We start from the raw sequence: 21,750 nt of genomic DNA on the forward strand, positions 1-21,750 counted from the left end.
CTTGCGCGCGTTCGGCAGGATCGGAGCAATGGGGATCCTGTTCGTCACGCTCGCGGGACATGGCCACGTCACGCCGACCCTCGCCGTGGTCGAGGAACTGGCCGCGCGCGGCGCCGAGGTCGAGTACGCGACCGGAGCCGAGCACGCCGAGGCGGTGACCGGGGCGGGCGCGCGATGGGTGGAACTCCCCGCGCTGCCCGCCTTCCGGCCCGTCACCGGCAACCCGATCGACGAGTGGTTCCCGCACTACTTCAGGGCGATGGCCGCGACCTACCCGGTCCTGCTCGGCCACTGCCGGACCGCTCGCCCGGACCTGATCTGCTACGACGCGACCAACTGGCCCGCACGCCTCGTCGCGCGGCGGCTCGGTGTCCCCGCGGTGCGGACCGTGCCGCACGTCGCGTCCAACGAGCACCACAGGGTCATGGACGTCGACCTGGACCGGTACCTCGCCGGCGACACCGCGCGGTTCGCCGTCGAGCACGACGTCGAGCTCGACCCGTGGAGCACCGTCGAGGCACTGGAGGCCTGCAGCGTGGTGTTCGTGCCGCGGGAGTACCAGCCGTCCGGGGAGACCTTCGACGCGTCGTTCCACTTCGTCGGCCCCGTGCTGGGACGCCGGGCCGACGAGGAGTGGGCGCCCCGCCGCACGGACCTGCCGCTGCTCTACGTCTCGCTCGGCTCGGTCATGAGCGATCAGGCCTTCTACCAGGCGTGTCTCGACCAGTTCGCCGACGGCCGGTGGCAGGTGGCGATGACGGCCCGCGACGTGCGCGGAACGGACACCGCCGAAGTGCGGCCGTGGTTCCCGCAGCCCGCAGTGCTGAAGCACGCGGCCGCGTTCATCACCCACGGCGGCATGAACTCCGTCATGGAGGCGCTGCACGCGGGAGTGCCCCTGGTGGTCGTGCCGCAGACCCCGGAACAGGCCGGGAACGCCCGCCGCGTCGTCGAGCTCGGCCTGGGCGAACAGGTCGACGACCACGCGGACCTGCGCGCGGCCGTCGATCGGGTCTCGGCGGACGGCACGATCCGGCGCAACCTCGACCGGATGCGTGCCGCCATCGCCGACGCCGGTGGCGCTCAGCGAGCGGCCGACGTCATCCTCAGCCGAGCACCTCGCGGAGCTTGACGGCGAACTCCTCGGGCTTGCCCGCGTAACCGAACTCGCCGCCGAGGAACCCGCCGTGGTGGCTGGGGAACACGACGGCCTCCTGGCCGAGCAGGCGTGCCGTGTGGACGGCCGTGCGGCCGGTGAACGCGTCACCGGTCTCCTCGCCGACGGCGATCACGACGCGGGTCGGCGCGGCGGCCAGCTCCTGCACCCGCGGGTAGTAGTCGGTGATGGCGAGCGAGGAGTTCCCGAGCAACGGGTCGTCGCGCCTGCCGTCGTCCTCGGACGGCATCCCGAACTGCGCGGGATCCGGCAGGGGCAGCGCGAAGTACTCGTCGGTGTACTCGCCCTGCCACGAGCTCATCTGCATGAACGCCGCCATGCCCGCGCCCTGGCCCTTGGCCTGGTAGGCGTCCATGAACGCGTCGCGCGCCCGGCGAGCGGCGGCCGCGTCGGGCAGCACGTCGATGATCGGCGGCTCGTGCGCCACGAGCGTGACCACGTCGTCCGGGTACGCGGCGACGAGTTCGAGGGCCGTGACCGCGCCACCGCTCGACGCGAACAGGTCGACCGGGCCGCCGACGGCCTCGATCACCGCGTGCACGTCCGCGGCCTGGGTCTCGGGGGTGTTGTCGGTGCGACCGTCCGAACGGGTGCTCCGGCCGATGCCGCGCGGGTCGTAGGTGATCACCGTGCGGTCGGGGAACTGCGCGCGCAACGCGACGAAGCCGCTGGCGTCCATCGGCTGGCCGATCATCATCAGCGGACGGCCACCGGAACCGCTCACGTCGTACGTGATGGCGGCGCCGTCTGTTTCCAGAACGTGAGTTTCCATGCTGTCTCCCCAGGAGATTCGGGTCTGAGCAGCCTAGTCACAGACGTGAACCTCCGAGGGCCGACTAACCGATCGACCTGCATGTTCACCACTGGTATCAAGGCTCGCATGACGCGAACAGCAGTGGTGACCGGCGGCGGTACGGGCATCGGCAAGGCGGTGGCGGCCCGGCTCGTCGAGCAGGGTCTGGACGTGGTGATCACCGGGCGCAGGGAGGACGTGCTGAAGGCGGCGGCCGGCGAGATCGGCGCACGGGCGGTCGCGTTCGACGCGGCGGACCCGGAGGCGGTGCGGGCGGCGCTGGACGATCTTCCTCCGCAGGTGGACGTTCTGGTCAACAACGCGGGCGGCAACGTGGCGCGGCGTCGTCCCGCGCCGGAGAACCTGGCCGAGGTGCGGGACCTGTGGATCGCGAGCTACGAGGCCAACGTGGTCAGCGCCGTGCTCGTGACGACCGCGCTGGAGCCGCGGCTCGCGGACAACGCACGGGTGGTGACGGTCGGCTCGATCGCGGGCCGGCGGGGTTCGGGTTCCTACGGTGCGGCCAAGGCCGCGGTCGAGGCGTGGACCGCGGATCTCGCGTTCTCGCTGGGAGGCAGGGGGATCACGGTCAACGTGGTGTCGCCGGGCGTCACCGAGGACACCGAGTTCTTCGGCGGCACCCTGAGCGAGGAACGGCGCAGGGTGCTCGTCGGCAACACGGCGAACGGCCGCGCGGGCACCCCGGCGGACGTCGCCGCGACGATCGCGTTCCTCACCTCACCGGAGGCCGGGCACATCACCGCCCAGGTCATCGGGGTGAACGGCGGAGCCGGGCTCGGACGCTGAACCCGATGACGGCGAGCAGCACGACCACGAGTGCGATCCAGGAGAACTCCGCGAGGTAGCGCTCGGCCGCCTCGCCCACGAGGTAGACCGCGGCCGTCGTGCCGCCGGCCCACAGGACGCCGCCGGCGGCGTTGGCGAGCAGGAACTTCCCGTAGTGCATGCCCATCGTGGCGGCGAGCGGCCCGGACAGGATCCGCAGCAACGCCACGAACCGGCCGAAGAAGACCGCCCAGGCGCCGTGCCGTTCGAACAGCGCCTGGGCGCGGCCGATCTTGTCCTCGCTGAAGTGGCGGGGGAACTTCTCGCCCGCCCAGCCGAAGATCCGCGGCCCGAACCGCTTGCCCAGCGCGTACCCGGCGCTGTCGCCGATGATCGCGCCGGCGGACGCGGCGACGCCGACCCAGAGCGGTGAGACGCCGTCGTGGTGCGAGGCCATGAGCGCCGCCGCCACGAGCACGACCTCGCCCGGCAACGGGATCCCCATGCTCTCGACCCCGACCACCACGCCCACGACGACGTAGACCAGCAACGGTGGAACGGCGTGGAGCCACTCGGTCAGCACAGCCGTGATCTTCCTCCAACCGGATGGGATCGGCCACGAGACACGGCCGTCTCGGTACTCTGCTGATCATCTGGACGAGGGGGCGGTTGTGGCGAGCCAGTTCGGCTTACTGCTGCGTCAATGGCGGCAGCGGGCGGGATTGAGCCAGGAAGCGCTCGCTCAGCGCGCCGCCGTGGGCATTCGCACGGTGCGTGGGCTGGAGACCGGCGAACGGACCGATCCCCGCATGGGCACCGTGCGCGCGTTGGCGGACGCTCTGGAGCTCACCGGCGCTGAACGGGCCGAACTGTTCTCCTCCGCCGGGCGCGACGAACCGCCGGTCGCGGAGCCGGTCCGGTTCGACCCCCTGCACGAGGCCGCCGAGACGCTGAAGGTCGCGGTCGAGGCCCGGTGGCGGCGCGAGGAGGAGCAGCGGCAGGTCCACGACCCGGTGCCGCTGCCGGTGCGGTGGGACGAGGCACCCGCGACGTGGATGGACAGCCGGCTCAACATCGGCGCCGGGGCCGCGCTCGGCGGACGCCTGGACCAGGTCGTCGAGGTCTACCGCGGGGTCGGGTCGCGGCGGCTGGTCGTGCTGGGACGGGCCGGGTCCGGCAAGACGGTGCTGACCACGCGGTTCGTGCTGGACCTGCTCGGCGCGCGCAACCCCGCCGACCCCGTGCCGGTGATCTTCCACCTCGGTGCGTGGCATCCCGGACGTCTCGGGCTCCGCGACTGGCTCGCCGGCCAGCTGACGCGCGACCACCCGTTCCTCGCGGCGCCGGGACCCGGCGGCGGCACGCTGGCGGCGGCGCTGGTCGACTCGCAGCGGGTGCTGCCCGTGCTGGACGGCTTCGACGAGATCGCGGCCGGGCTGCACCGGCAGGCGCTCACCGCGCTGAACAGCACCACTCTGCCGTTGCTGCTGACCAGCCGCGTGGACGAGTACCGCGACGCGGTCGAGGGCACGGACGTGCTGACGGCGGCCGCCGCGGTCGTGCTGGCCGACCTGACGTGCGACGACCTGGCGGACTACCTGCCGCGCACCACCCGCAAGACCGGGCCGGGCGGCAACGCCTGGAAGCCCGTGCTGGACGAGGTGCGCCACGGCGGTCCGCTGGCAGAGGTGCTGACGACACCGTTGATGGTGGCTCTGGCGCGGCGGATCTACAGCGACACCCCGGACCACGACCCGATCGCACTGCTGGCCTTCTCCGAGCCCGACGAGATCGAACGCCACCTGCTCGGCAGCTTCATACCGGCTGTGTACGGCGCGGACGCCGGCCGCGTGCAGCCGTGGCTCGGTCACCTCGCCGGCCACCTGACCGGGCTCGGCACGCACGACCTGGCGTGGTGGCGCTTCGGCTCGTCGTCCGTGGTCACCGGCCTGGCCGTCGGAGTGGCGGTCGGGGTCGCGGACCTGGTGCTGGAGGGCGTGCTGGTGGGTGGGATGAGCACCAGGGGCGTGCTGTTCGCGGTGATGATCGGGTTGGTCACCGGCGTGCTGTTCGGGGCGGCGCACCGGTACGTGGTGCGCAGGACGCCCATCGAACCCGTGCGCACCCGGCTGCGGCTGCGCGGTCGCGCCGGGAAGCGGGTGTGGGCGCGCGGACTGCTCGGGCTGGCGTTCGGCGGCGCGGTCGGTGCCGCGTACGGGCTGGTGCGCGCGATGGCGTACTGGCTCGTCACGCCCGGTTTCGAGATGACGGCCGGGGTGCTGGTCGACATCGGCGTCTTCGGTCTGGTGTTCGGGATCGGCGCGGGGATGGTGTTCACCGTCGCCGCCGCGATGGAGGCGCCGCTCGACGTGCGGTCGGCGGGCAGTCCCGACGGCCTGCTGGCGGCGAACCGCCGTGCGGTGCTCGGACTCGTCGCGATGATGGTGCCGGTGTTCGCGGTGTTCGTCGCCGGCGCCACCGGGGTCGTCGCGAGCGGGCTGACGGCGTTGCGGTTCGAGGTGGTGTGGAGCCCGACGACGGCTCTGTCGCTCGGGCTCGTCGGCGGGATCGGCGGCGGGCTGGCGTACGTGCTGAGCCTGACCGCGTGGGGGCAGTGGGTGGTGTTCGCGCGCGTCTGGCTGCCGCTGACCGGGAAGCTGCCGTGGGGGCTGCCGGCGTTCCTCGACGACGCCTACCGGCGTGGCGTGCTGCGCCGGGCGGGTGCTGTCTACCAGTTCCGGCACGCGCGCCTGCAGGATCATTTCGCGCGTTTGCGCTGATCAGATGCACCGGCCACAAGTGGCCGGTCGTCTGGCCTGTCCTTCGTTTGGTCCCGCTGTGATCGTTTCGGCGGGACGGACGAAGGGGGTCGAGGGGTGTCGCCTGGTGAGATCAACTGGGAGGCGTACAGCCACGAAGAGTTGCACCGGATGCTGTGGCAGGACGCCGATGTCGCGGACGTGAGCACGGTCGCCGACGAGTGGACGCGTCACCGCGCCGCGTTGGACGCGCACGCCGAGGTGCTCCGGGAGCAGCGCGCGGCGTTGCTCGACGGGTGGGCCGGGGCCGCGGCGGAGGAGGCCGCCGCGCGGCTCGGTGCGCTGGCCGAGCGGATCGGGAAGATCAGCGAACTGGCCGCGGCGGGGCAGAAGGCCGCGCAGGACTCGGCCGACGCGCTGGCGGCGGCCCGCGCCGCGATGCCGCCGCCACCGGGGCCGGGGACGACGGTGCCGGCGTTCGCCGGGCTGCCGAGCGCGCCGGGGTCCGTCGCGTTGCCCGCCGCACCGGCGCCGTTCGCGTTGCCCGCGGCGCCCGCACCGTTCGGGTTGCCCGCCGCGCCCGCACCGTTCGCACTGCCCGGCACGCCAGGGGCCTTCGCGTTGCCGGGCGCACCCGCCCCGATGGCCCTGCCGAGCGCGCCCACCCTGCCCGCCGGAGCGACCTCGGGCTTCTACTTCTACTTCGGCGCCGCCTCGGCCGACCAGCAGAAGGCCCAGGCGGTCCGGGCGATGCAGACCTACGAGTCGAGCCTCAACGGCAGCGGCCGCCTCATCGACGACGCGAGGAGCAACGTTCCGCAGGCCGCGCCGGCGCCCCGTGCCGCGCCCGCGGCCCAGGTGAAGACGCCCAGTTCGGGTGGCGTGCCGTGGCAACGGCTGGTGGGCGGCGGTTCGGCGGCGACGGCCACGCGTGGCCCGGTCACCGGCGCCGCTACCCCGGTCGTCGGCGCCGCCACCCCGGTCAGCCAGCAGCTCGCACCGGGCATGCGGGCCGGGGTGGTGTTCGGGCAGCACGGCGGAATCACCGCGACCGGCACCCTCACCGCCGACACGCGCCCGTCCGGCCAGAACACCGCGATGGGCGCACCTGCGGCGGGAGCGGCGCGCAAGGACGAGGACCAGGAGCACGAGAACCAGATGCCGACGCTCGACCACGACCTGTTCGCGGTGACCGAGCGGGTGTCTCCGGCCGTGATCGGGGAGGAGCAGTGACCGGCTACGAGGTCGCGCCAGACCAGCTGCAGGACCGGGTGAGGACCCTGAGCAGGCTGGCCGAGCTGACCGCCGACCTGGTGACGACGGCGAGCAGGCTGGCCGAGCGGCAGCCGTTGCTCGGGACCGCGCCACCCGCCCAGGACCTGTCGCGCCGGCTCAAGGACGCCGGGTCGGGGCTCGCCGGTGAGGTGGGTGCCGCCGAACGCGAGGTGCGTGAGTTCCGGCAGATGCTCGCCGAGATCAGGTCCACCTACACCGAGACCGACGCCGACCAGGCGCGCAGGGTGGCCCGGTGACCGCCTTCGACCTGGTGGAGATGGACCTGCTCGCCACGCACGCGGGGGTGCGCTGGCCGTTCCCGCTGCGGGTGCCGTCGTTCGGCAAGCTCGCGGACGAACGCGCGCGCCTCCTCGCCGAGGCGGGCCACGGGCTGCAGGCGCGCGGACTGGCCGAGGCGCACGGACCCGTCGGCATGGCCGCGGCACTCGTCACCGCGCTGCACGAGCACACCGCCGTGGTCGACCTCGTCGTGCCCGGCACGGGCGCGGTCGCGATGGTCTTCGGCGACCAGGCCGTGGTGTGCACGCAGTCCGGCAGCACGGTCCGGGCGGCGCGGGTCGAGGCGGAGACGCTCGGCGACGAGCTCGTGGCGCTGGTCCCGCACGCCCGGCCCGCGCAGCTCATGCCCATCACGCTGCCACCCGGTGCCGGACTCGACCTGGAGGTCACCGGACAGGGGCAGGCGGGCGTGGTCAGGGGCGGGCAGCGGCAGGAAGTGTCCTGGTTGGACAGTGCGAGCGGACGGGTCAGGGTCGACGCCGGTGATGACGGCTGGGTGAGCGTCAACCCGCTGAGGCACCACGACCTGGTCCGCGTGATCGGTGAGCTCGCCGCGATCGCGCGAGCCTGATGGAGGGGGAGAGAAGTGGATCCAGCACAGTGGCTGGCGGACTACCAGGAACGCCTGGAACGCGTCGCGTACAGCGCGCGGTCGGCGAGTGCGAGCCTGGCCGAGGTGGGGGCGAAGGCGACCTCGCCGCGCGGTGAGGTCACCGTGACGGTGAACGCGGGCGGCGTGCTCGGCGACGTCGCGCTGACGCCGTCGGCGCGCAAGCTCGACGTCGACACGCTCGCGATGCTGATCGTCAGCACCGCGCGGGAGGCGCAACGGCTGGCGAGCGCCCGGATGACCGAGGTCATGGCGGACTACCTCGGCGAAAGCGACGCGTTGCACCAGATCACGAAGAACCTGCCGGAGGCCGTGCGATGAGCTTCACCGCGGACCACGAGCAGTTGCGCCGCCACGCCAGGACCCTGACCGGGTACGCCGACCGGCTGTCCGGCACCGGATCCCGGCTGCCGGGCCAGGTCGGTCAGTCCTCGCTCGGGTCGTTCGCCCAGTTCCTCAGCTCCGGCCTGAGCGGCCCGATGGGCGAGACGGCGGGAGCGTTCGCCCAGATCGCGTCCACGATGGACCAGGTGGGCGAGGGCATCCGGCGGACCGCCGAGAACTACCAGCGCACCGACGAGCGCAACGCCGCGGACATCACGGGAGTGGACCGATGACGGTGACCGACGCGGGCACGATCGCCGGCCTGCTGAACGAGCTCCGCGCCACCACGAACGCCGTCACCGGCGACGAGTGGCTGTCGTCCGGCCTCGCCCAGACCCCGAAGGCCCCGCTGAGCGAACTGGCCTCGGACGGGAAACCGTTGCAGGCACTGGACAGCGCGGGCGCCGGCTTCCTCACGCCGATGATCTCGTTCCTGGAGGAGCCGCTGAACGAGCTGCGCGGCGACCCGGACGGCGTCCAGCGGGGCGCGGGGGAGTTCGAGGACGCGAGCAAGGCCGCGACCGCGCTCGCCGGCGAGTACGGCGCCAAGGCGGGCAGCGAGACCGACGGCTGGACCGGGGAGAGCGCGGCGGAGTACGCGAAGACGGGCAAGGAACTCGTCGACGGCGTGCTCTCCGTGGCCGAGACGGCGCTGACGAACGCCACCGCGCTGATCAAGGCGGGCGAGGTGGTCGCCCGGGTGGCCGCCGAGGTGACGCGGCTGATCACCGAGGCGGTCGGGAAGATCGTGCCGATCATGACGCAGGCGATCGCCGCGGCGGCGGTGACGTTCGGGCAGAGCATCGCCGCGGCGATCCCGCAGTGCGTGCAGATCGCGGTCGAGTGCGGCGGGCAGATCGCGGCCAAGCTCGGTGAGCTGCTGACGAGCGGGGAGAACCTGGTCAAGCTGGTCGAGGGGGCGCAGGCGGTGCTGAAGATCGTGAAACAGGCGATGTCGGTGATCGGGGACAAGGCGTCGGGCTCGGCCGAGCTGCCGACCGCCGAGGAGGTGACCGCGTGAAGCGCCTCGCCGCGCTCGTCTGCGCGCTCCTGCTCCTCGGCACCACGCCGGCGAAGGCCGACGACGCCGTGCAGACGGTGCTCGACCAGTACCTGCTGCAGGCGGGACCGGGTGCCGCCGTGCACACCGGGTCCGGCACGCGGTCGACCGGCACCGGGAAGCTTCACGAGCGGCGCCCGATCACGGCCGCCGACCACTTCCGGATCGGCAGCCAGACCAAGACGTTCACCGCCGTGGTCGTCCTGCAGCTCGTGGACGAGGGCCGGGCCGAACTGGACGCGCCGATCTCGCGGTACCTGCCCGGCGTGGTCACCGGCAACTACGACGGTGACGTGATCACCGTTCGCCAGCTGCTGCAGCACACCAGCGGTCTCGTCCGCGACGTGCGCGACGCCAAGGCGGGTCCCGGCGGCACGTACGCGCTGGGCGAGCTCGTCCGCTCGGCGATGGACGAACCGGCCCAGAACGCTCCCGGTGCGGCCCAGAACTACTCGAACGTCGGCTACCTGGTGCTGGGACTGCTGATCGAACGCCTCACCGGCAGGCAGGCCGGTGACGCGATCACCGAGCGGGTCGTCCAGCCGCTCGGCCTGACCGAGACGCGCTTTCCGGCACCCGGTGACCGCGCGCTGAAGGCGCCCTTCCTGAACGGCTACCTGGGCGGCCGCCTCGGCCAGCTCTTCTTCTGGACCGAGGCGACCACCACCGTCGAGCTGTCGGCCTGGAGCACCGCCGGTGCCATGGAGTCCACTTTGGACGACCTCCAGCGGTTCTACCGCGCGCTGGCCGGCGGCAGGCTCGTCTCCCCGGCGGCGCTGGCCGAGATGAGGCGCACGTTCGGCCCGGCCGACGCCTACGGCCTGGGCCTGGTGAAGATGCCGTTGTCGTGCGGTGTGGTCGCGTGGGGTCACAACGGTGCCCTGATGACCGGGCACTACTCGTTCACCCTGACCACCGACGACGGCCGGTTCGCGTCGGTCGTGACCAACACGAACTGGCAGGGCTCCGGCAAGCCCTCGGCCGTCGACGTGGCCGACCGGGCGATCTGCTCCGGTTAGCCGGTCAGGATCGCCCGTGCGAGCGCGGCGGTCTCGGACGGCGTCCTGCCGACCCTGATCCCCACCGCCTCCATGGCCAGCCGCTTCGCCTCCGCCGTGCCCGAGGACCCCGAGACGATGGCGCCCGCGTGGCCCATCGTCTTGCCCTCGGGCGCGGTAAAGCCGGCGACGTAGCCGACCACGGGCTTGGACACGTTGTCCCGCACGAACTCCGCCGCCCGTTCCTCCGCGTCGCCGCCGATCTCGCCGATCATCACGATCAGCTCGGTCTCCGGGTCCGCCTCGAACGCCGCGATGGCGTCGATGTGCGTGGTGCCGACGATCGGGTCGCCGCCGATGCCGACGCACGTGGTGAAGCCGAAGTCCTTCAGCTCGTGCATCAGCTGGTACGTCAGCGTTCCGGACTTCGACACGAGGCCGATCGACCCCGGTTTGGTGATGTCCGCGGGGATGATGCCCGCGTTGGACTTGCCGGGACTGATGATGCCGGGGCAGTTCGGGCCGATGATCCGCGTGGACCCGCCCTGCGCGTGCGCCCAGAACCGTGCGGTGTCGTGGACCGGGACGCCCTCGGTGATCACCACGGCCAGGCCGATGCCCGCGTCGATCGCCTCGACCACCGCGTCGCCGGTGAACGCGGGCGGGACGAAGAGCACCGACACGGTCGCGCCGGTCTCCGCCATCGCCTGGGCGACCGTGCCGTACACCGGCAGGGTCACGTCGTCGAAGTCCACGGACGTGCCGGCCTTGCGGGCGTTGACGCCGCCGACGACCTTCGTGCCGGCCGCGAGCATCCGCCGGGTGTGCTTCACACCCTCCGAACCCGTCATGCCCTGCACGATCACGCGGCTGTTCTCGTCGAGGAAGATGGCCATCAGGACTCCTTGCCGGCGAGGGCGGCGGCACGGCCCGCCGCGTCGTCCATCGTGTGCGCCACGGTGATCAGCGGGTGCCGTGCCTGGTCGAGGATGCGGTGGCCCGCTTCGGCGTTGTTGCCGTCGAGGCGGACGACCAGCGGCTTGTCGGCGCGATCGCCGAGCATGCCGAGGGCCTGCACGATCCCGTCGGCCACCGCGTCGCACGCGGTGATGCCGCCGAACACGTTCACGAACACGCTGCGGACCGACGGGTCCGAGAGGATGACGTCGAGGCCGTCGGCCATCACCTGGGCCGAGGCGCCGCCGCCGATGTCGAGGAAGTTCGCCGGCGCGGCACCGGCCAGCGCCACCACGTCCAAAGTGGACATGACGAGTCCCGCGCCGTTGCCGATGACACCGACGGTGCCGTCGAGCTTGACGTAGTTGAGGCCCTTCTCCGCGGCCCGCACCTCCAGCGGGTCACCGGAGGCGCTGTCCGTGAGCCGGGCGTGCCGGAACGACGCGTTGTCGTCCAGCGTCACCTTGCCGTCCAATGCGATGATCCGGCCGTCTTCGGTGCGCGCCAACGGGTTCACCTCGACCAGGGTGGCGTCCTCGGAGACGAAGACCTGCCACAGGGCGGCGGCGACGGCGTTCACCTCCGCGGCGATCTCCGGTGGGAACACCGCCGATGCGTCGAAGGCCGAAGCCGGCATCCGGGTGATGGAGTCCGCCATCTCCTCGATCTCCACGCCACCGGTGGCCGAGGCCATGCCGATGAACGTCCTGTTGGCACGATCGAGCAGGAACGACAGGTAGTACTCCTCGGCGATCTCGCTCGCCTCGGTGACCAGGACCTGGTGCACGGTGTGGCCCTTGATGTCCATCCCCAGGACGGCGGAGGCCGCCGCCGCTGCTTCGTCCGGCGTCGAAGCGACTCTGATGCCGCCGGCCTTGCCGCGGCCGCCGGTCTTCACCTGGGCCTTCACGACGACCGTGCCGCCGAGCCGTGCGGCGGCCTCGCGCGCGGAGTCAGGAGTGCCCGCCACGAAACCACGCGGAACGGGCACCCCGTACCGCTCGAAGAGGTCCCGCGCCTCGTGTTCGAAAAGATCCACCGTCTACGTCCTCTCGCCGAAAACTTGCGGCCGTCTATGGACATCCGGTTGGTAGCGGAGTAACGATATGCCTACCTCATACGGTATGCAATCTACAGTCGAAGCGCCAAGGGGAGCTGATCGCCGATGACGAGTTCCGCGGAGCCGGAGTCGATTCCCGAGTCCATCTCTGGTGGCCACCTGGTGGCGAAGGCACTCAAAGCCGAGGGCGTCGACACCATCTTCACGCTGTGCGGCGGGCACATCATCGACATCTACGACGGCTGCGTGGACGAGGGCATCGCCGTCATCGACGTCCGGCACGAGCAGGTCGCGGCGCACGCGGCCGACGGGTACGCGCGGATCACCGGCAAGCCCGGTTGCGCCGTCGTGACCGCGGGACCGGGCACCACCGACGCCGTCACGGGCGTCGCGAACGCGTTCCGCGCGGAGAGCCCGATGCTGCTGATCGGCGGCCAGGGTGCGCTGAGCCAGCACAAGATGGGCTCGCTGCAGGACCTCCCGCACGTCGACATGATGACGCCGATCACCAAGTTCGCGGCGAACGTCCCGCACACCGCCCGCATCGCGGACATGGTGTCGATGGCGTTCCGCGAGGCCAACGCCGGCGCACCGGGCCCTTCGTTCCTGGAGATCCCGCGCGACGTGCTGGACGCCAAGGTGCCGGTGAGCACCGCCCGAGTACCGGAAGCGGGCCACTACCGCGCCTCCACGCGCAGCGTCGGCGACCCGGCGGACATCGAGAAGCTCGCGGACCTGCTGGTGCACGCCCGCAAGCCCGCCATCCTGCTGGGCAGCCAGGTGTGGACGACGCGGGCCACGGACTCCGCGGCCGACCTCGTCCGCACGCTCAACATCCCCGCCTACATGAACGGCGCGGGCCGCGGCACCCTGCCGCCCGGCGACCCGCACCACTTCCAGCTGTCGCGCCGCTACGCCTTCGACAACGCCGACGTCATCGTGATCGTCGGAACCCCGTTCGACTTCCGGATGGGCTACGGCCGCAGGCTTTCCGCGAACGCGACCGTCGTCCAGATCGACCTCGACTACCGCACCGTCGGCAAGAACCGCGACATCGACCTCGGCATCGTCGGTGACGCCGACCTGGTCCTGTCGAGCGTCGCGCAGGCGGCGTCGGGCCGCGAGGACAACGGGGCGATGGGCCGCAAGGTGTGGCTGGAGGAACTGCAGGCGGTCGAGGAGAAGGCGCGGCAGAAGCGTGCCGAGCACCTGCTCTCCGAGGACGTGCCGATCCACCCGTACCGGCTGGTGAGCGAGATCAACGACTTCCTCACCGAGGACTCGATCTACATCGGCGACGGCGGCGACGTCGTGACGTTCTCCGGCCAGGTCGTGCAGCCGAAGTCGCCCGGCCACTGGATGGACCCCGGTCCACTCGGGACGCTCGGCGTCGGCATCCCGTTCGTGCTGGCCGCGAAACTGGCCAGGCCGGACAAGGAGGTCGTGGCCCTGTTCGGCGACGGCGCGTTCAGCCTCACCGGCTGGGACTTCGAGACGCTGGTCCGCTACGACCTGCCGTTCGTCGGCGTCGTCGGCAACAACTCGTCGATGAACCAGATCCGCTACGGCCAGGCGGCCAAGTACGGGCTGGAGCGCGAGCGCGTCGGCAACACGCTCGGCGACGTCCGCTACGACCAGTTCGCCAAGATGCTCGGCGGCTACGGCGAGGAGGTGCGCGACCCCGAGGACATCGGGCCGGCGCTGCGGCGCGCCCGCGAGTCCGGCAAGCCCTCGCTGATCAACGTGTGGATCGACCCGGACGTGTACGCGCCCGGAACCATGAACCAGACGATGTACAAGTAGGTGAGCTGACCAAAATGGGTAAAACACCGGCCAAGGCCCTGGAGGGCGTCAAAGTCCTCGACATGACGCACGTGCAGTCCGGACCGTCGTCGACCCAGCTGCTCGCCTGGCTCGGCGCCGACGTCATCAAGCTGGAGACGCCGGGACGGGGCGACATCACCCGCGGCCAGCTGCGCGATCTGCCCGAAGTGGACAGTCTCTACTTCACGATGCTCAACTGCAACAAGCGGAGCATCACCCTCAACATGAAGGCCCCCGAGGGCAAGGAGGTCTTCGAGAGGCTCATCGCCGACGTCGACGTCCTCGTCGAGAACTTCGGCCCCGGTGTCGTCGAGCGGTTCGGCTACCCGTGGGAGAAGCTGCACGCGCTCAACGAGAAGCTCGTCTACGCGTCGATCAAGGGCTTCGGCCCCGGCCGCTACGCCGACTTCAAGGCGTACGAGGTGATCGCGCAGGCGATGGGCGGCTCGATGAGCACCACCGGGTTCGAGGACGGTCCGCCGCTCGCCACCGGCGCGCAGATCGGCGACTCGGGCACCGGCATACACCTGGTGGCCGCGATCCTGGCCGCGCTGTACCAGCGGACCAGCACCGGGCGCGGGCAGCGCGTCCAGGTCGCGATGCAGGACGCCGTCCTGAACCTGTGCCGGGTGAAGCTGCGCGACCAGCAGCGGCTCACCCACGGGCCGCTGGGGGAGTACCCGAACGAGACGTTCGGAGACGAGGTGCCCCGCTCCGGCAACGCATCCGGTGGTGGCCAGCCCGGCTGGGCGGTGCGCTGTGCCCCCGGCGGCCCCAACGACTACATCTACGTGATCATCCAGCCCGTCGGCTGGGCCCCGCTGACCGAGCTGATCGGCAGGCCGGAGCTCGCCGAGGACCCGGCGTGGGCCACGCCCGAGGTCAGGCTCTCCAAGCTGGACAAGGCGTTCGCGCTGATCGAGGAGTGGACGGAGAAGCACACCAAGTGGGAGGTGATGGACAAGCTCAACTCCCACAACATCCCGTGCGGACCCATCCTCTCCACCAAGGAGATCATCGAGGACGAGACGCTGGCCGAACTGGGCACCGTCGTCGAGGTCGAGCACCCCGAGCGCGGCGCGTTCAAGACGGTCGGCAACCCGCTCAAGCTCTCGGACTCGGTCGTCGAGATCCAGCGCCCGCCGTTGCTCGGTGAGCACAACGACGAGGTCCTCGGCGCGCTCGGCTACAGCGCGGACCGGCTGGCCGGCCTGCGCGCGGCCGGCGTCATCTAACCTCAGGGAGACGAGATCTCATGCCGGACAACGGCTACGACCGCGCCGCGGTCGAGAACGTACTCGCGAAGGTGCGGGCGGAGGGGCGGTCGTCGCTCACCGCGCCGGAGGGCAAACGGGTCTGCGACGCCTACGGGATCGCGACCCCGGCCGAGGCGCTGGCGAAGTCGTCGGAGGGCGCCGTCGCGTTCGCCGAGGAGATCGGCTACCCGGTCGTGCTCAAGATCGTCTCACCGGACATCCTGCACAAGACCGAGGCCGGCGGTGTGCTGGTGGGCCTGCGCAACGCCGGTGAGGTCGCCGAGGGCTACCGCAAGATCATCCACAACGCCCGCAACCACAAGGCGGACGCGGACGTCACCGGCGTCCAGGTCCAGCAGCAGCTGCCGACCGGGAAAGAGGTCCACGAGGTCATCGTGGGCGCCACCACCGACGAGACGTTCGGCAAGATCGTCGCGTTCGGCCTCGGCGGCATCCTGGTCGAGGTGCTCAAGGACGTCACGTTCCGGCTGGCGCCGACCAGCCCCGCCGAAGCCCTCTCCATGGTCGACGGCATCGCGGCGGCGGAGATCCTGCGCGGAGTCCGCGGCGCGCAGGGCGTCAACGCGGGCAAGCTCGCCGACCTGATCCACCGCGTGTCGGACCTGGTCACGGACTTCCCGCAGCTCGCGGAGGTCGACCTCAACCCCGTGCTGGCAACGCCTTCCGGGGCCACCGCGGTCGACGTCCGCATCCTGGTCGACGAGGACGCGGCCAAGCAGCCGCACAGGTTCACCCAGGACGAGATCCTCGCCTCGATGAACCGGATCATGCGGCCGAACGCCGTCGCCGTGATCGGTGCCTCGAACGAAGAGGGCAAGATCGGCAACTCGGTGATGAAGAACCTCGTCAACGGCGGCTACCGGGGCGAGATCCACCCGATCAACCCCAAGGCGGACGAGATCCTCGACCGCAAGGCGTTCGCCAGCATCGCCGACGTCCCGGGTGACGTCGACGTCGCGGTGTTCGCGATCCCGGCGAAGTTCGTGCCCGCCGCCCTCGAGGAGGCCGGCAAGAAGGGCGTCGGCGGCGCGATCATGATCCCGTCCGGCTTCGGCGAGACGGGCAACATCGAGCTGCAGGACGAGATCGTGGCGATCGCGCGCAAGCACGGCGTGCGCATCCTCGGTCCGAACATCTACGGCTACTACTACACACCGGAGAACCTCTCGGCGACGTTCTGCACGCCGTACGACGTCAAGGGCGGCGTCGCCCTCACGTCGCAAAGCGGCGGAATCGGCATGGCGATCCTCGGGTTCAGCCGTTCCGCGGGCATGGGCGTCTCGTCGATCGTGGGTGTGGGCAACAAGGCCGACATCGACGAGGACGACCTGCTGACGTTCTTCGAGTCCGACCCGAACACCCAGCTCGTCGCGATGCACCTGGAGGACCTCAAGGACGGCCGGTCCTTCGCGGAAACGGCGAAACGCGTCTCGGGAAAGAAACCGGTTGTCGTGCTCAAGGCGGGACGGACCGACCAGGGCGCCAAGGCCGCGAGCTCGCACACCGGCGCGCTCGCCGGCAACGACCGGGTCTACGACGACATCCTCAGGCAGAGCGGTGTGATCCGCGCTCCCGGCCTGAACGACCTGCTGGAGTACGCCCGCGGGATCCCGCTGCTGGCCACGCCGAAGGGCGAGAACGTCGTCATCATCACCGGCGCGGGCGGCTCGGGTGTGCTGCTCTCGGACGCCTGTGTGGACAACGGGTTGAGCCTCATGAGCATCCCGGACGACCTCGACGCGGCGTTCCGGAAGTTCATCCCGCCCTTCGGCGCGGCGGGCAACCCCGTCGACATCACCGGCGGGGAACCGCCCTCGACGTACCGGAACACGATCGCGCTCGGTCTCGCCGACGACCGCATCCACTCGCTGATCCTGGGCTACTGGCACACCATCGTCACGCCGCCGATGGTGTTCGCGAAGCTCGTGGTCGACGTCGTGGAGGAGTACCGGGCGAACGGCATCCACAAACCCGTCGTCGCGTCGCTCGCGGGTGACGTCGAGGTCGAGGAGGCCAGCGAGTACCTGTACCGGAACGGAGTGGTTGCTCATCCGTACACGACGGAGAAACCTGTCGCAGTACTGGGTGCCAAGTACCGGTGGGCCCGTGCCGCCGGCTTGCTGTAACTGAGTCGCTGGCGGTTTCCGTTGACTGTGAACGGAAACCGCCAGCGGCGTGCAAGGAGAGAGATGGCCCGTCCGCGACCGTGACACGCCCGCGGTCGCGAACCCGCCAGGGAGGTCAACGAAGACAGCCGGTCCTCTGGAGGTCGTTACCCGTGGATGATCCAAATCTGGTCGCTCGCACGGAAACCAGTTCGCCACCTGAGAAGGACGAGCGCGTCTGGGCCGCGGGCAAGCTGGAAGCGATGCCCATCAGGAAACTCCCCGACGCACCACCGTCGATCCACCTGCTCGGTCCCACGGTGTTCCTGGTGGCTCTTGGCGTGGGCATGGGCGAGTCCTACATGTGGCCACGCCTGGTGCTGGTCTTCGGACCGGACATCAGGTGGCTCTTCCTGATCGGCGTGACGCTGCAGGCGGTCGTCATGCTCGAGATGGCGCGGTACGCGATGGCGACGGGGGAGAGCATCTTCTTCGGCGCCGCCCGTGTGTTCAAACCGATCATGTGGTTCTTCTTCGTGGTCGCGATGCTCGTCTACATCTGGCCGGGCCACCTCTCCGCGGGAGCGGCGGCCCTGGAGAAGATCACCGGCATACCCTGGACGGTGTCGGCCTGCGTGGGCCTGGTCCTGGTCGGGGTGCTGTTCAGCCTCGCCAAGGTCATCTACAACCTGCTCGAGAACCTGCTGTCCATCCTCATCGGACTGCTCGTCGTCAGCACGGCCGTGGTGGCGGCGATGGTCGGCACGTGGGGAGACCTGACCAGCACGGTCTCCGGCATGTTCCAGTTCGGGTACTTCCCGGCGCAGGCCCTGTCGCCGGAGTGGTTCCCGATCATCGTCGGGTCTATCGCGTTCGCCGGCCCGTCCGGCATGCAGCAGATGTGGTACACGCTGCACCTGCGCGACAGCGGCGCCGGCATGGGCGCGCACATCCCGAAGGTCCGCGGCCTGAGGCACGCGGGCGACGAGGAGAAGATGCCGGCCCGCGGCTTCATGTTCGACACCGACGACAAGGCGGAGCTCGCGAAGTGGAAGGGCTGGCGGCGCTGGGTCACGTTCGACGCGCTGCTGCTCTTCTGGGGCATCACCATGCTCGTCACGGTCTCCTTCACGGTCCTCGCGCAGTCGGCGAGCCGCACGAGCCCGGACGTCAAGGCCCTCATCGAGTCCGGTGAGCGCGAGGCCGCGCTGAACGCCATGTCGGACGCCTTCGCGTCCGCGGGCGGACCGGTGCTCGGCGCGGTGTTCCTCGGGTTCATCGCGCTGATCGGCCTGAACGCCACCCTGGGCCTGTTCGACTCGTTCTCGCGCGGCCAGGCCGACATGACCTACCACTTCGTCAAGGGCGCCAAGAAGTTCCGGATGTCGCACCTCTACGCGGGGTTCCTCTGGGGCGTCATCACCTTCGGCATCCTGATCCTGCTGTTCGGACCGGCCGACGGACCGGGCGCGATCCTCGACGTGCTCGCGTTCCTGTCGACGTTCGCCATGGGCGCCTACTGCGTGGTGCTCCTGCTGGTGAACAACCGCATGTTGCCCAAACCCATCCGCCCCAAGCTGGTCACGAACGTCATCATCGGCTTCGGCGCGGTGTTCTACCTGGGAATGCTGTTCTTCAGTCTCGTCAAGTTCGGAGTAGTGGTGGGCTGAGATGGCGATCATCCGCGAAGGCAGTCTGTCCGAAGCGGTGCCCGGCGCGTTCGTCGGTCTCGCCGCCGGGCTCATCGCGGGAGGGCTGGCCGCGCTCGTCGGCCAGCCGCTCGGGTGGGCACTCGTCACGACGGTGGCGCTCGGCCTGCCGCTGGGCGCGTTCGGCGGCGGCTTCGGCCTGCTGGTGGTGGCGGGCCGGCTGCCGGTCGGCCGGTTCGCACCAGTGGCCCTGTACTGGCTCGTGGCGTTCCCGCTGGCCAGGCTGGTCCACGAGACCACCGTGGGCCTCGTGCTCACCGGCCAGGTCCGGCTGCCCCCGGACCTGGCCGGTTTCCTCGCCTACCAGGGGATCGTGAGCGTCGGCTGGGCCATCGGTTTCCTGTGGCTGCACGAACGCATCTCCGTGCGACTGCGAGCCGCCGCCTCCCGCTGACCCCCTTCCGCCGAAGGAGCCCAAGGATGTTGGATCTGCCCGTCTGGGTGTGGATCGCGACCATGGGCGGCATCGCCGCCGTCATCGCGTTCGACTTCTACCTGGTGGCACGCAAACCGCACGAACCGTCGTTCCGCGAGTCGTTGTACTGGGTGCTCTTCTACGTCGGCCTGGCCGTGCTGTTCGGACTCGGCGTCACGGTGTTCGCCGGGCCCGGCCACGGCGGGGAGTTCTTCGCCGGCTGGATCACCGAGTACTCGCTGAGCGTCGACAACCTGTTCGTGTTCGTGATCATCATGGCCAGATTCGCGGTGCCGAGGGAGTACCGGCAGAAGGTGCTCGTCGTCGGCATCGTCCTGGCCCTGTTGCTGCGCACTGTGTTCATCGCTCTGGGAGCACAGGCGATCTCGCGGTTCGACTGGCTGTTCTACTTCTTCGGTGCCTTCCTGATCTTCACCGCGTGGAAGCTGGTGAGGCAGGACGAGACCGAGGAGGCCGACGTCCCGGAGAACGCCGCCCTGCGCGCGGTGAAGAGGTTCCTGCCGGCGACCACGGTCTACCACGGCGCGGCTCTGACGACGCGGGTCGACGGCAAGCGCGTCGTGACGCCGATGCTGATCGTCATGGTCGCCGTGGGCACCACGGACCTGCTGTTCGCGGTGGACTCGATCCCGGCGATCTTCGGCCTCACCAAGGAGCCGTACCTGGTGCTGACCGCCAACGCGTTCGCGTTGATGGGCCTGCGCCAGCTCTTCTTCCTGGTGGGCGGTCTCCTGGACCGCCTGGTGCACCTGAGCAAGGGCCTCGCGGTGGTGCTCGCGTTCATCGGGTTCAAGCTCATCTTCGAGGCGCTGCACCACCACGGTGTCCCGTGGGCTCCGGAGATCCCGATCGTGGTGTCCCTCGGGGTCATCGTGGCGACTCTCACCGTCACGACGGTCTGGAGCCTGCACACCTCGCGGCGGGCTGCCCGCTCCGCCGTGGAGGATGCCGAGAGTGCGCGCAGGAGCGAGGAAGACGCTCCCGTGAAGGACTCTCAGCCGTGAATCGTGTGGCCCTCGGCGTCCTTGCGGAGCGTCTTGGCCACGGCCGCCTGGGCCTCGGCGTCCTTGCGCTGCTCCGTCAGCGCGGTGGACAGCCCGAGGCCCAGCGCGCGGCCGTCAGCGGAAGCACCGCCGCGCGGCTCGGTGAGGGAACGGACGAAGTTCTTCAAGCGGGACATGGTCTTCCTCCTGTCGATGGTGGCTCCCAGGGCGCGCAGAGACCTGACAGGCACTGCGGCACGGGAGGAACAGGGCTGCGGCCGGGGTTTGCTCCACCGGACGTCCGTCGTGCGGGTACCCGGTGGGAAACCTCTCGCGGGTCTCCGTTGACCCCGTCCCTGTCGGAATCCAGCATACTGAGTTTTGTATGCAATCGTCCGCCATCGTGTCGCGGATCACCCGTACGGTACCAAATGACCGATTTGGGTGATCCGCGGGTGAGGCGTCAGTCGCTGTCCGTGGAGTCCTCGGGTGCCTTGCGGTCGTGATAGGTCTGGCGGGTCTGCTCCGCGTGGCGGTGCATGACCTCGCCGGCCCGTTCGGCGTCACCGTCGGCGATGGCCGCGACCAGTTCGGCGTGCTCGTTCCAGGAGTCGCGGCTGCGCGGGCGGGCGATCGGGGTGTAGTACCAGCGCACCCGGCGGTCGACCAGGCCGATCATCTCGGCGAGGACCTTGTTGCGGCCGATCTCCGCGACGGCCGCGTGCAGGTCGGCGTTCGCCTTGACCAGGCGCTCGACGTTCGTGCTGGCCAGGGCCTCCTCGCCGGCCTTCTGCAGCTTCCTGAGAAGCTTCACGTCGGACGCGGTGGCGTGCTCGGCGGCGAGCTTGGCCGAGTAGGTCTCCAGCACGCTGCGCACGGCGAGCAGCTGGTCGGCCTCCTCCTCGGTCGGGGTGTGCACGAAGGCGCCCTGGGCGGGGCGCAGGTCGACCCAGCCGTCGGTCTGGAGCCGCTGCAGGGCCTCGCGCACCGGCTGCCGGCTCACGCCCAGGTACTCGGCCAGCTCTGCCTCGACGAGGTGCTGGCCGGGGGCGAGGGTGCGGTTGACGATGAGTTCGAGCAGGGCGTCGTAGACGGCTTGACGCAGCGGTGCGGGCCGTTCGACCCGGCGGGTCGCCGCGGCGCTGAGTGAGCCGCGGGGCGCCCGGCGGCCACTGGGCAAAGGGGTCATGCCGGACAGAATACAGATTTTCGCATACAAAAAGCACTTGTGGGGATTTGGGCGTGTTATCCGTATAC

The 21,750-nt window shown here is 70.5% G+C and carries 22 protein-coding genes; 16 read left to right on the plus strand and 6 right to left on the minus strand.

All coding sequences use genetic code 11. From position 1 onward, the window contains the following. Window positions 1–28 precede the first annotated feature (28 nt). Window positions 29–1,132, plus strand: coding sequence for a macrolide family glycosyltransferase (locus tag ORI60_RS25125; RefSeq protein WP_266040318.1), 1,104 nt, complete (start codon window positions 29–31; stop codon window positions 1,130–1,132). Here the strand turns inward: ORI60_RS25125 and ORI60_RS25130 are convergent. Then, complete coding sequence (locus ORI60_RS25130; protein ID WP_266040320.1) at window positions 1,107–1,949, minus strand: alpha/beta fold hydrolase; 843 nt, start codon at window positions 1,947–1,949, stop codon at window positions 1,107–1,109. The two genes, ORI60_RS25125 and ORI60_RS25130, sit on opposite strands and share 26 nt — an antisense overlap. 108 nt (window positions 1,950–2,057) lie before the next feature. On the opposite strand from ORI60_RS25130, the gene ORI60_RS25135 reads away from it, so the two are divergent. Then, window positions 2,058–2,777: an SDR family NAD(P)-dependent oxidoreductase gene (locus tag ORI60_RS25135; protein ID WP_266040321.1), complete on the plus strand. Its 720-nt coding sequence runs from the start codon at window positions 2,058–2,060 to the stop codon at window positions 2,775–2,777. Here ORI60_RS25135 and ORI60_RS25140 read toward each other — a convergent pair. Next, entirely contained in the window at window positions 2,740–3,339 is a 600-nt protein-coding gene (locus ORI60_RS25140) for a DedA family protein (RefSeq protein WP_266040322.1), read from the minus strand. The two genes, ORI60_RS25135 and ORI60_RS25140, sit on opposite strands and share 38 nt — an antisense overlap. Before the next feature lie 88 nt (window positions 3,340–3,427). Here ORI60_RS25140 and ORI60_RS25145 point away from each other — a divergent pair, with 88 nt between their 5' ends. The 8 genes from ORI60_RS25145 to ORI60_RS25180 all read left to right on the plus strand — a co-directional run bounded on the left by ORI60_RS25145 (window position 3,428) and on the right by ORI60_RS25180 (window position 10,163). Next, the gene (locus ORI60_RS25145; protein ID WP_266040323.1) at window positions 3,428–5,536 is read left to right on the plus strand and encodes an XRE family transcriptional regulator; all 2,109 of its coding nucleotides are present in this window, start codon (window positions 3,428–3,430) and stop codon (window positions 5,534–5,536) included. A gap of 96 nt (window positions 5,537–5,632) precedes the next feature. Next, entirely contained in the window at window positions 5,633–6,748 is a 1,116-nt protein-coding gene (locus ORI60_RS25150; protein ID WP_266040324.1) for a hypothetical protein, read from the plus strand. Further along, complete coding sequence (locus ORI60_RS25155; protein ID WP_266040326.1) at window positions 6,745–7,047, plus strand: hypothetical protein; 303 nt, start codon at window positions 6,745–6,747, stop codon at window positions 7,045–7,047. Before ORI60_RS25150 ends, ORI60_RS25155 begins: the two co-directional genes overlap by 4 nt. After that, window positions 7,044–7,661 carry an ESX secretion-associated protein EspG gene (locus ORI60_RS25160; protein WP_323055938.1) on the plus strand — a complete coding sequence of 206 codons (618 nt, stop codon included), beginning with the start codon at window positions 7,044–7,046 and terminating at the stop codon, window positions 7,659–7,661. Before ORI60_RS25155 ends, ORI60_RS25160 begins: the two co-directional genes overlap by 4 nt. 15 nt (window positions 7,662–7,676) lie before the next feature. Continuing rightward, entirely contained in the window at window positions 7,677–8,021 is a 345-nt protein-coding gene (locus ORI60_RS25165) for a YbaB/EbfC family nucleoid-associated protein (RefSeq protein WP_266040328.1), read from the plus strand. Next, a complete protein-coding gene (locus ORI60_RS25170; RefSeq protein WP_266040330.1) occupies window positions 8,018–8,317 on the plus strand; it encodes a type VII secretion target in 300 nt (99 codons plus the stop codon). Before ORI60_RS25165 ends, ORI60_RS25170 begins: the two co-directional genes overlap by 4 nt. Then, window positions 8,314–9,105, plus strand: coding sequence for a hypothetical protein (locus ORI60_RS25175; RefSeq protein ID WP_266040331.1), 792 nt, complete (start codon window positions 8,314–8,316; stop codon window positions 9,103–9,105). Before ORI60_RS25170 ends, ORI60_RS25175 begins: the two co-directional genes overlap by 4 nt. After that, on the plus strand, window positions 9,102–10,163 hold the full coding sequence (locus tag ORI60_RS25180; protein ID WP_266040332.1) for a serine hydrolase domain-containing protein: 1,062 nt from the start codon (window positions 9,102–9,104) through the stop codon (window positions 10,161–10,163). The genes ORI60_RS25175 and ORI60_RS25180 overlap by 4 nt, the downstream gene beginning before the upstream one ends. Here ORI60_RS25180 and sucD read toward each other — a convergent pair. Continuing rightward, complete coding sequence (gene sucD / locus ORI60_RS25185; protein ID WP_266040333.1) at window positions 10,160–11,038, minus strand: succinate--CoA ligase subunit alpha; 879 nt, start codon at window positions 11,036–11,038, stop codon at window positions 10,160–10,162. The genes ORI60_RS25180 and sucD overlap by 4 nt on opposite strands. After that, window positions 11,038–12,138 (minus strand): ADP-forming succinate--CoA ligase subunit beta, encoded by a 1,101-nt coding sequence (gene sucC / locus ORI60_RS25190; protein ID WP_266040334.1) that lies wholly within the window; start codon window positions 12,136–12,138, stop codon window positions 11,038–11,040. The genes sucD and sucC overlap by 1 nt, the downstream gene beginning before the upstream one ends. Window positions 12,139–12,264: 126 nt before the next feature. Here sucC and ORI60_RS25195 point away from each other — a divergent pair, with 126 nt between their 5' ends. The 6 genes from ORI60_RS25195 (at window position 12,265) to ORI60_RS25220 (ending at window position 20,514) form a co-directional block, all read left to right on the plus strand. Next, window positions 12,265–13,962: a thiamine pyrophosphate-binding protein gene (locus ORI60_RS25195; RefSeq protein ID WP_266040335.1), complete on the plus strand. Its 1,698-nt coding sequence runs from the start codon at window positions 12,265–12,267 to the stop codon at window positions 13,960–13,962. Window positions 13,963–13,976: 14 nt separating this feature from the next. Next, entirely contained in the window at window positions 13,977–15,218 is a 1,242-nt protein-coding gene (frc, locus tag ORI60_RS25200; protein WP_266040337.1) for a formyl-CoA transferase, read from the plus strand. 20 nt (window positions 15,219–15,238) lie between these two features. Beyond that, window positions 15,239–17,386, plus strand: coding sequence for an acetate--CoA ligase family protein (locus tag ORI60_RS25205; RefSeq protein WP_266040338.1), 2,148 nt, complete (start codon window positions 15,239–15,241; stop codon window positions 17,384–17,386). A 242-nt stretch (window positions 17,387–17,628) separates the two neighbouring features. Next, a complete protein-coding gene (locus tag ORI60_RS25210; protein ID WP_266040339.1) occupies window positions 17,629–19,035 on the plus strand; it encodes an Nramp family divalent metal transporter in 1,407 nt (468 codons plus the stop codon). Between the two features lies 1 nt (window position 19,036). Then, window positions 19,037–19,468 carry a hypothetical protein gene (locus ORI60_RS25215; RefSeq protein ID WP_266040340.1) on the plus strand — a complete coding sequence of 144 codons (432 nt, stop codon included), beginning with the start codon at window positions 19,037–19,039 and terminating at the stop codon, window positions 19,466–19,468. A gap of 29 nt (window positions 19,469–19,497) precedes the next feature. Then, a complete protein-coding gene (locus ORI60_RS25220; RefSeq protein ID WP_266040541.1) occupies window positions 19,498–20,514 on the plus strand; it encodes a TerC family protein in 1,017 nt (338 codons plus the stop codon). Here ORI60_RS25220 and ORI60_RS25225 read toward each other — a convergent pair. Then, complete coding sequence (locus ORI60_RS25225; protein WP_266040342.1) at window positions 20,505–20,690, minus strand: hypothetical protein; 186 nt, start codon at window positions 20,688–20,690, stop codon at window positions 20,505–20,507. The genes ORI60_RS25220 and ORI60_RS25225 overlap by 10 nt on opposite strands. A gap of 266 nt (window positions 20,691–20,956) precedes the next feature. Beyond that, a complete protein-coding gene (locus ORI60_RS25230; RefSeq protein WP_266040343.1) occupies window positions 20,957–21,682 on the minus strand; it encodes a GntR family transcriptional regulator in 726 nt (241 codons plus the stop codon). Window positions 21,683–21,750: the final 68 nt, after the last annotated feature.

This window comes from Lentzea sp. NEAU-D7 (genome assembly GCF_026242055.1).
Taxonomy (GTDB): domain Bacteria; phylum Actinomycetota; class Actinomycetes; order Mycobacteriales; family Pseudonocardiaceae; genus Lentzea.

Excerpts from the sequence above, each read along its gene's own strand:
- ORI60_RS25125 (WP_266040318.1), top strand. The coding sequence starts at position 29 with ATGGGGATCCTGTTCGTCACGCTCGCGGGACATGGCCACGTCACGCCG.
- ORI60_RS25130 (WP_266040320.1), bottom strand. The coding sequence starts at position 1,949 with ATGGAAACTCACGTTCTGGAAACAGACGGCGCCGCCATCACGTACGAC.
- ORI60_RS25135 (WP_266040321.1), top strand. The coding sequence starts at position 2,058 with ATGACGCGAACAGCAGTGGTGACCGGCGGCGGTACGGGCATCGGCAAG.
- ORI60_RS25170 (WP_266040330.1), top strand. The coding sequence starts at position 8,018 with ATGAGCTTCACCGCGGACCACGAGCAGTTGCGCCGCCACGCCAGGACC.
- ORI60_RS25175 (WP_266040331.1), top strand. The coding sequence starts at position 8,314 with ATGACGGTGACCGACGCGGGCACGATCGCCGGCCTGCTGAACGAGCTC.
- sucD (WP_266040333.1), bottom strand. The coding sequence starts at position 11,038 with ATGGCCATCTTCCTCGACGAGAACAGCCGCGTGATCGTGCAGGGCATG.
- ORI60_RS25195 (WP_266040335.1), top strand. The coding sequence starts at position 12,265 with ATGACGAGTTCCGCGGAGCCGGAGTCGATTCCCGAGTCCATCTCTGGT.
- frc (WP_266040337.1), top strand. The coding sequence starts at position 13,977 with ATGGGTAAAACACCGGCCAAGGCCCTGGAGGGCGTCAAAGTCCTCGAC.
- ORI60_RS25205 (WP_266040338.1), top strand. The coding sequence starts at position 15,239 with ATGCCGGACAACGGCTACGACCGCGCCGCGGTCGAGAACGTACTCGCG.
- ORI60_RS25210 (WP_266040339.1), top strand. The coding sequence starts at position 17,629 with ATGCCCATCAGGAAACTCCCCGACGCACCACCGTCGATCCACCTGCTC.
- ORI60_RS25215 (WP_266040340.1), top strand. The coding sequence starts at position 19,037 with ATGGCGATCATCCGCGAAGGCAGTCTGTCCGAAGCGGTGCCCGGCGCG.
- ORI60_RS25225 (WP_266040342.1), bottom strand. The coding sequence starts at position 20,690 with ATGTCCCGCTTGAAGAACTTCGTCCGTTCCCTCACCGAGCCGCGCGGC.
- ORI60_RS25230 (WP_266040343.1), bottom strand. The coding sequence starts at position 21,682 with ATGACCCCTTTGCCCAGTGGCCGCCGGGCGCCCCGCGGCTCACTCAGC.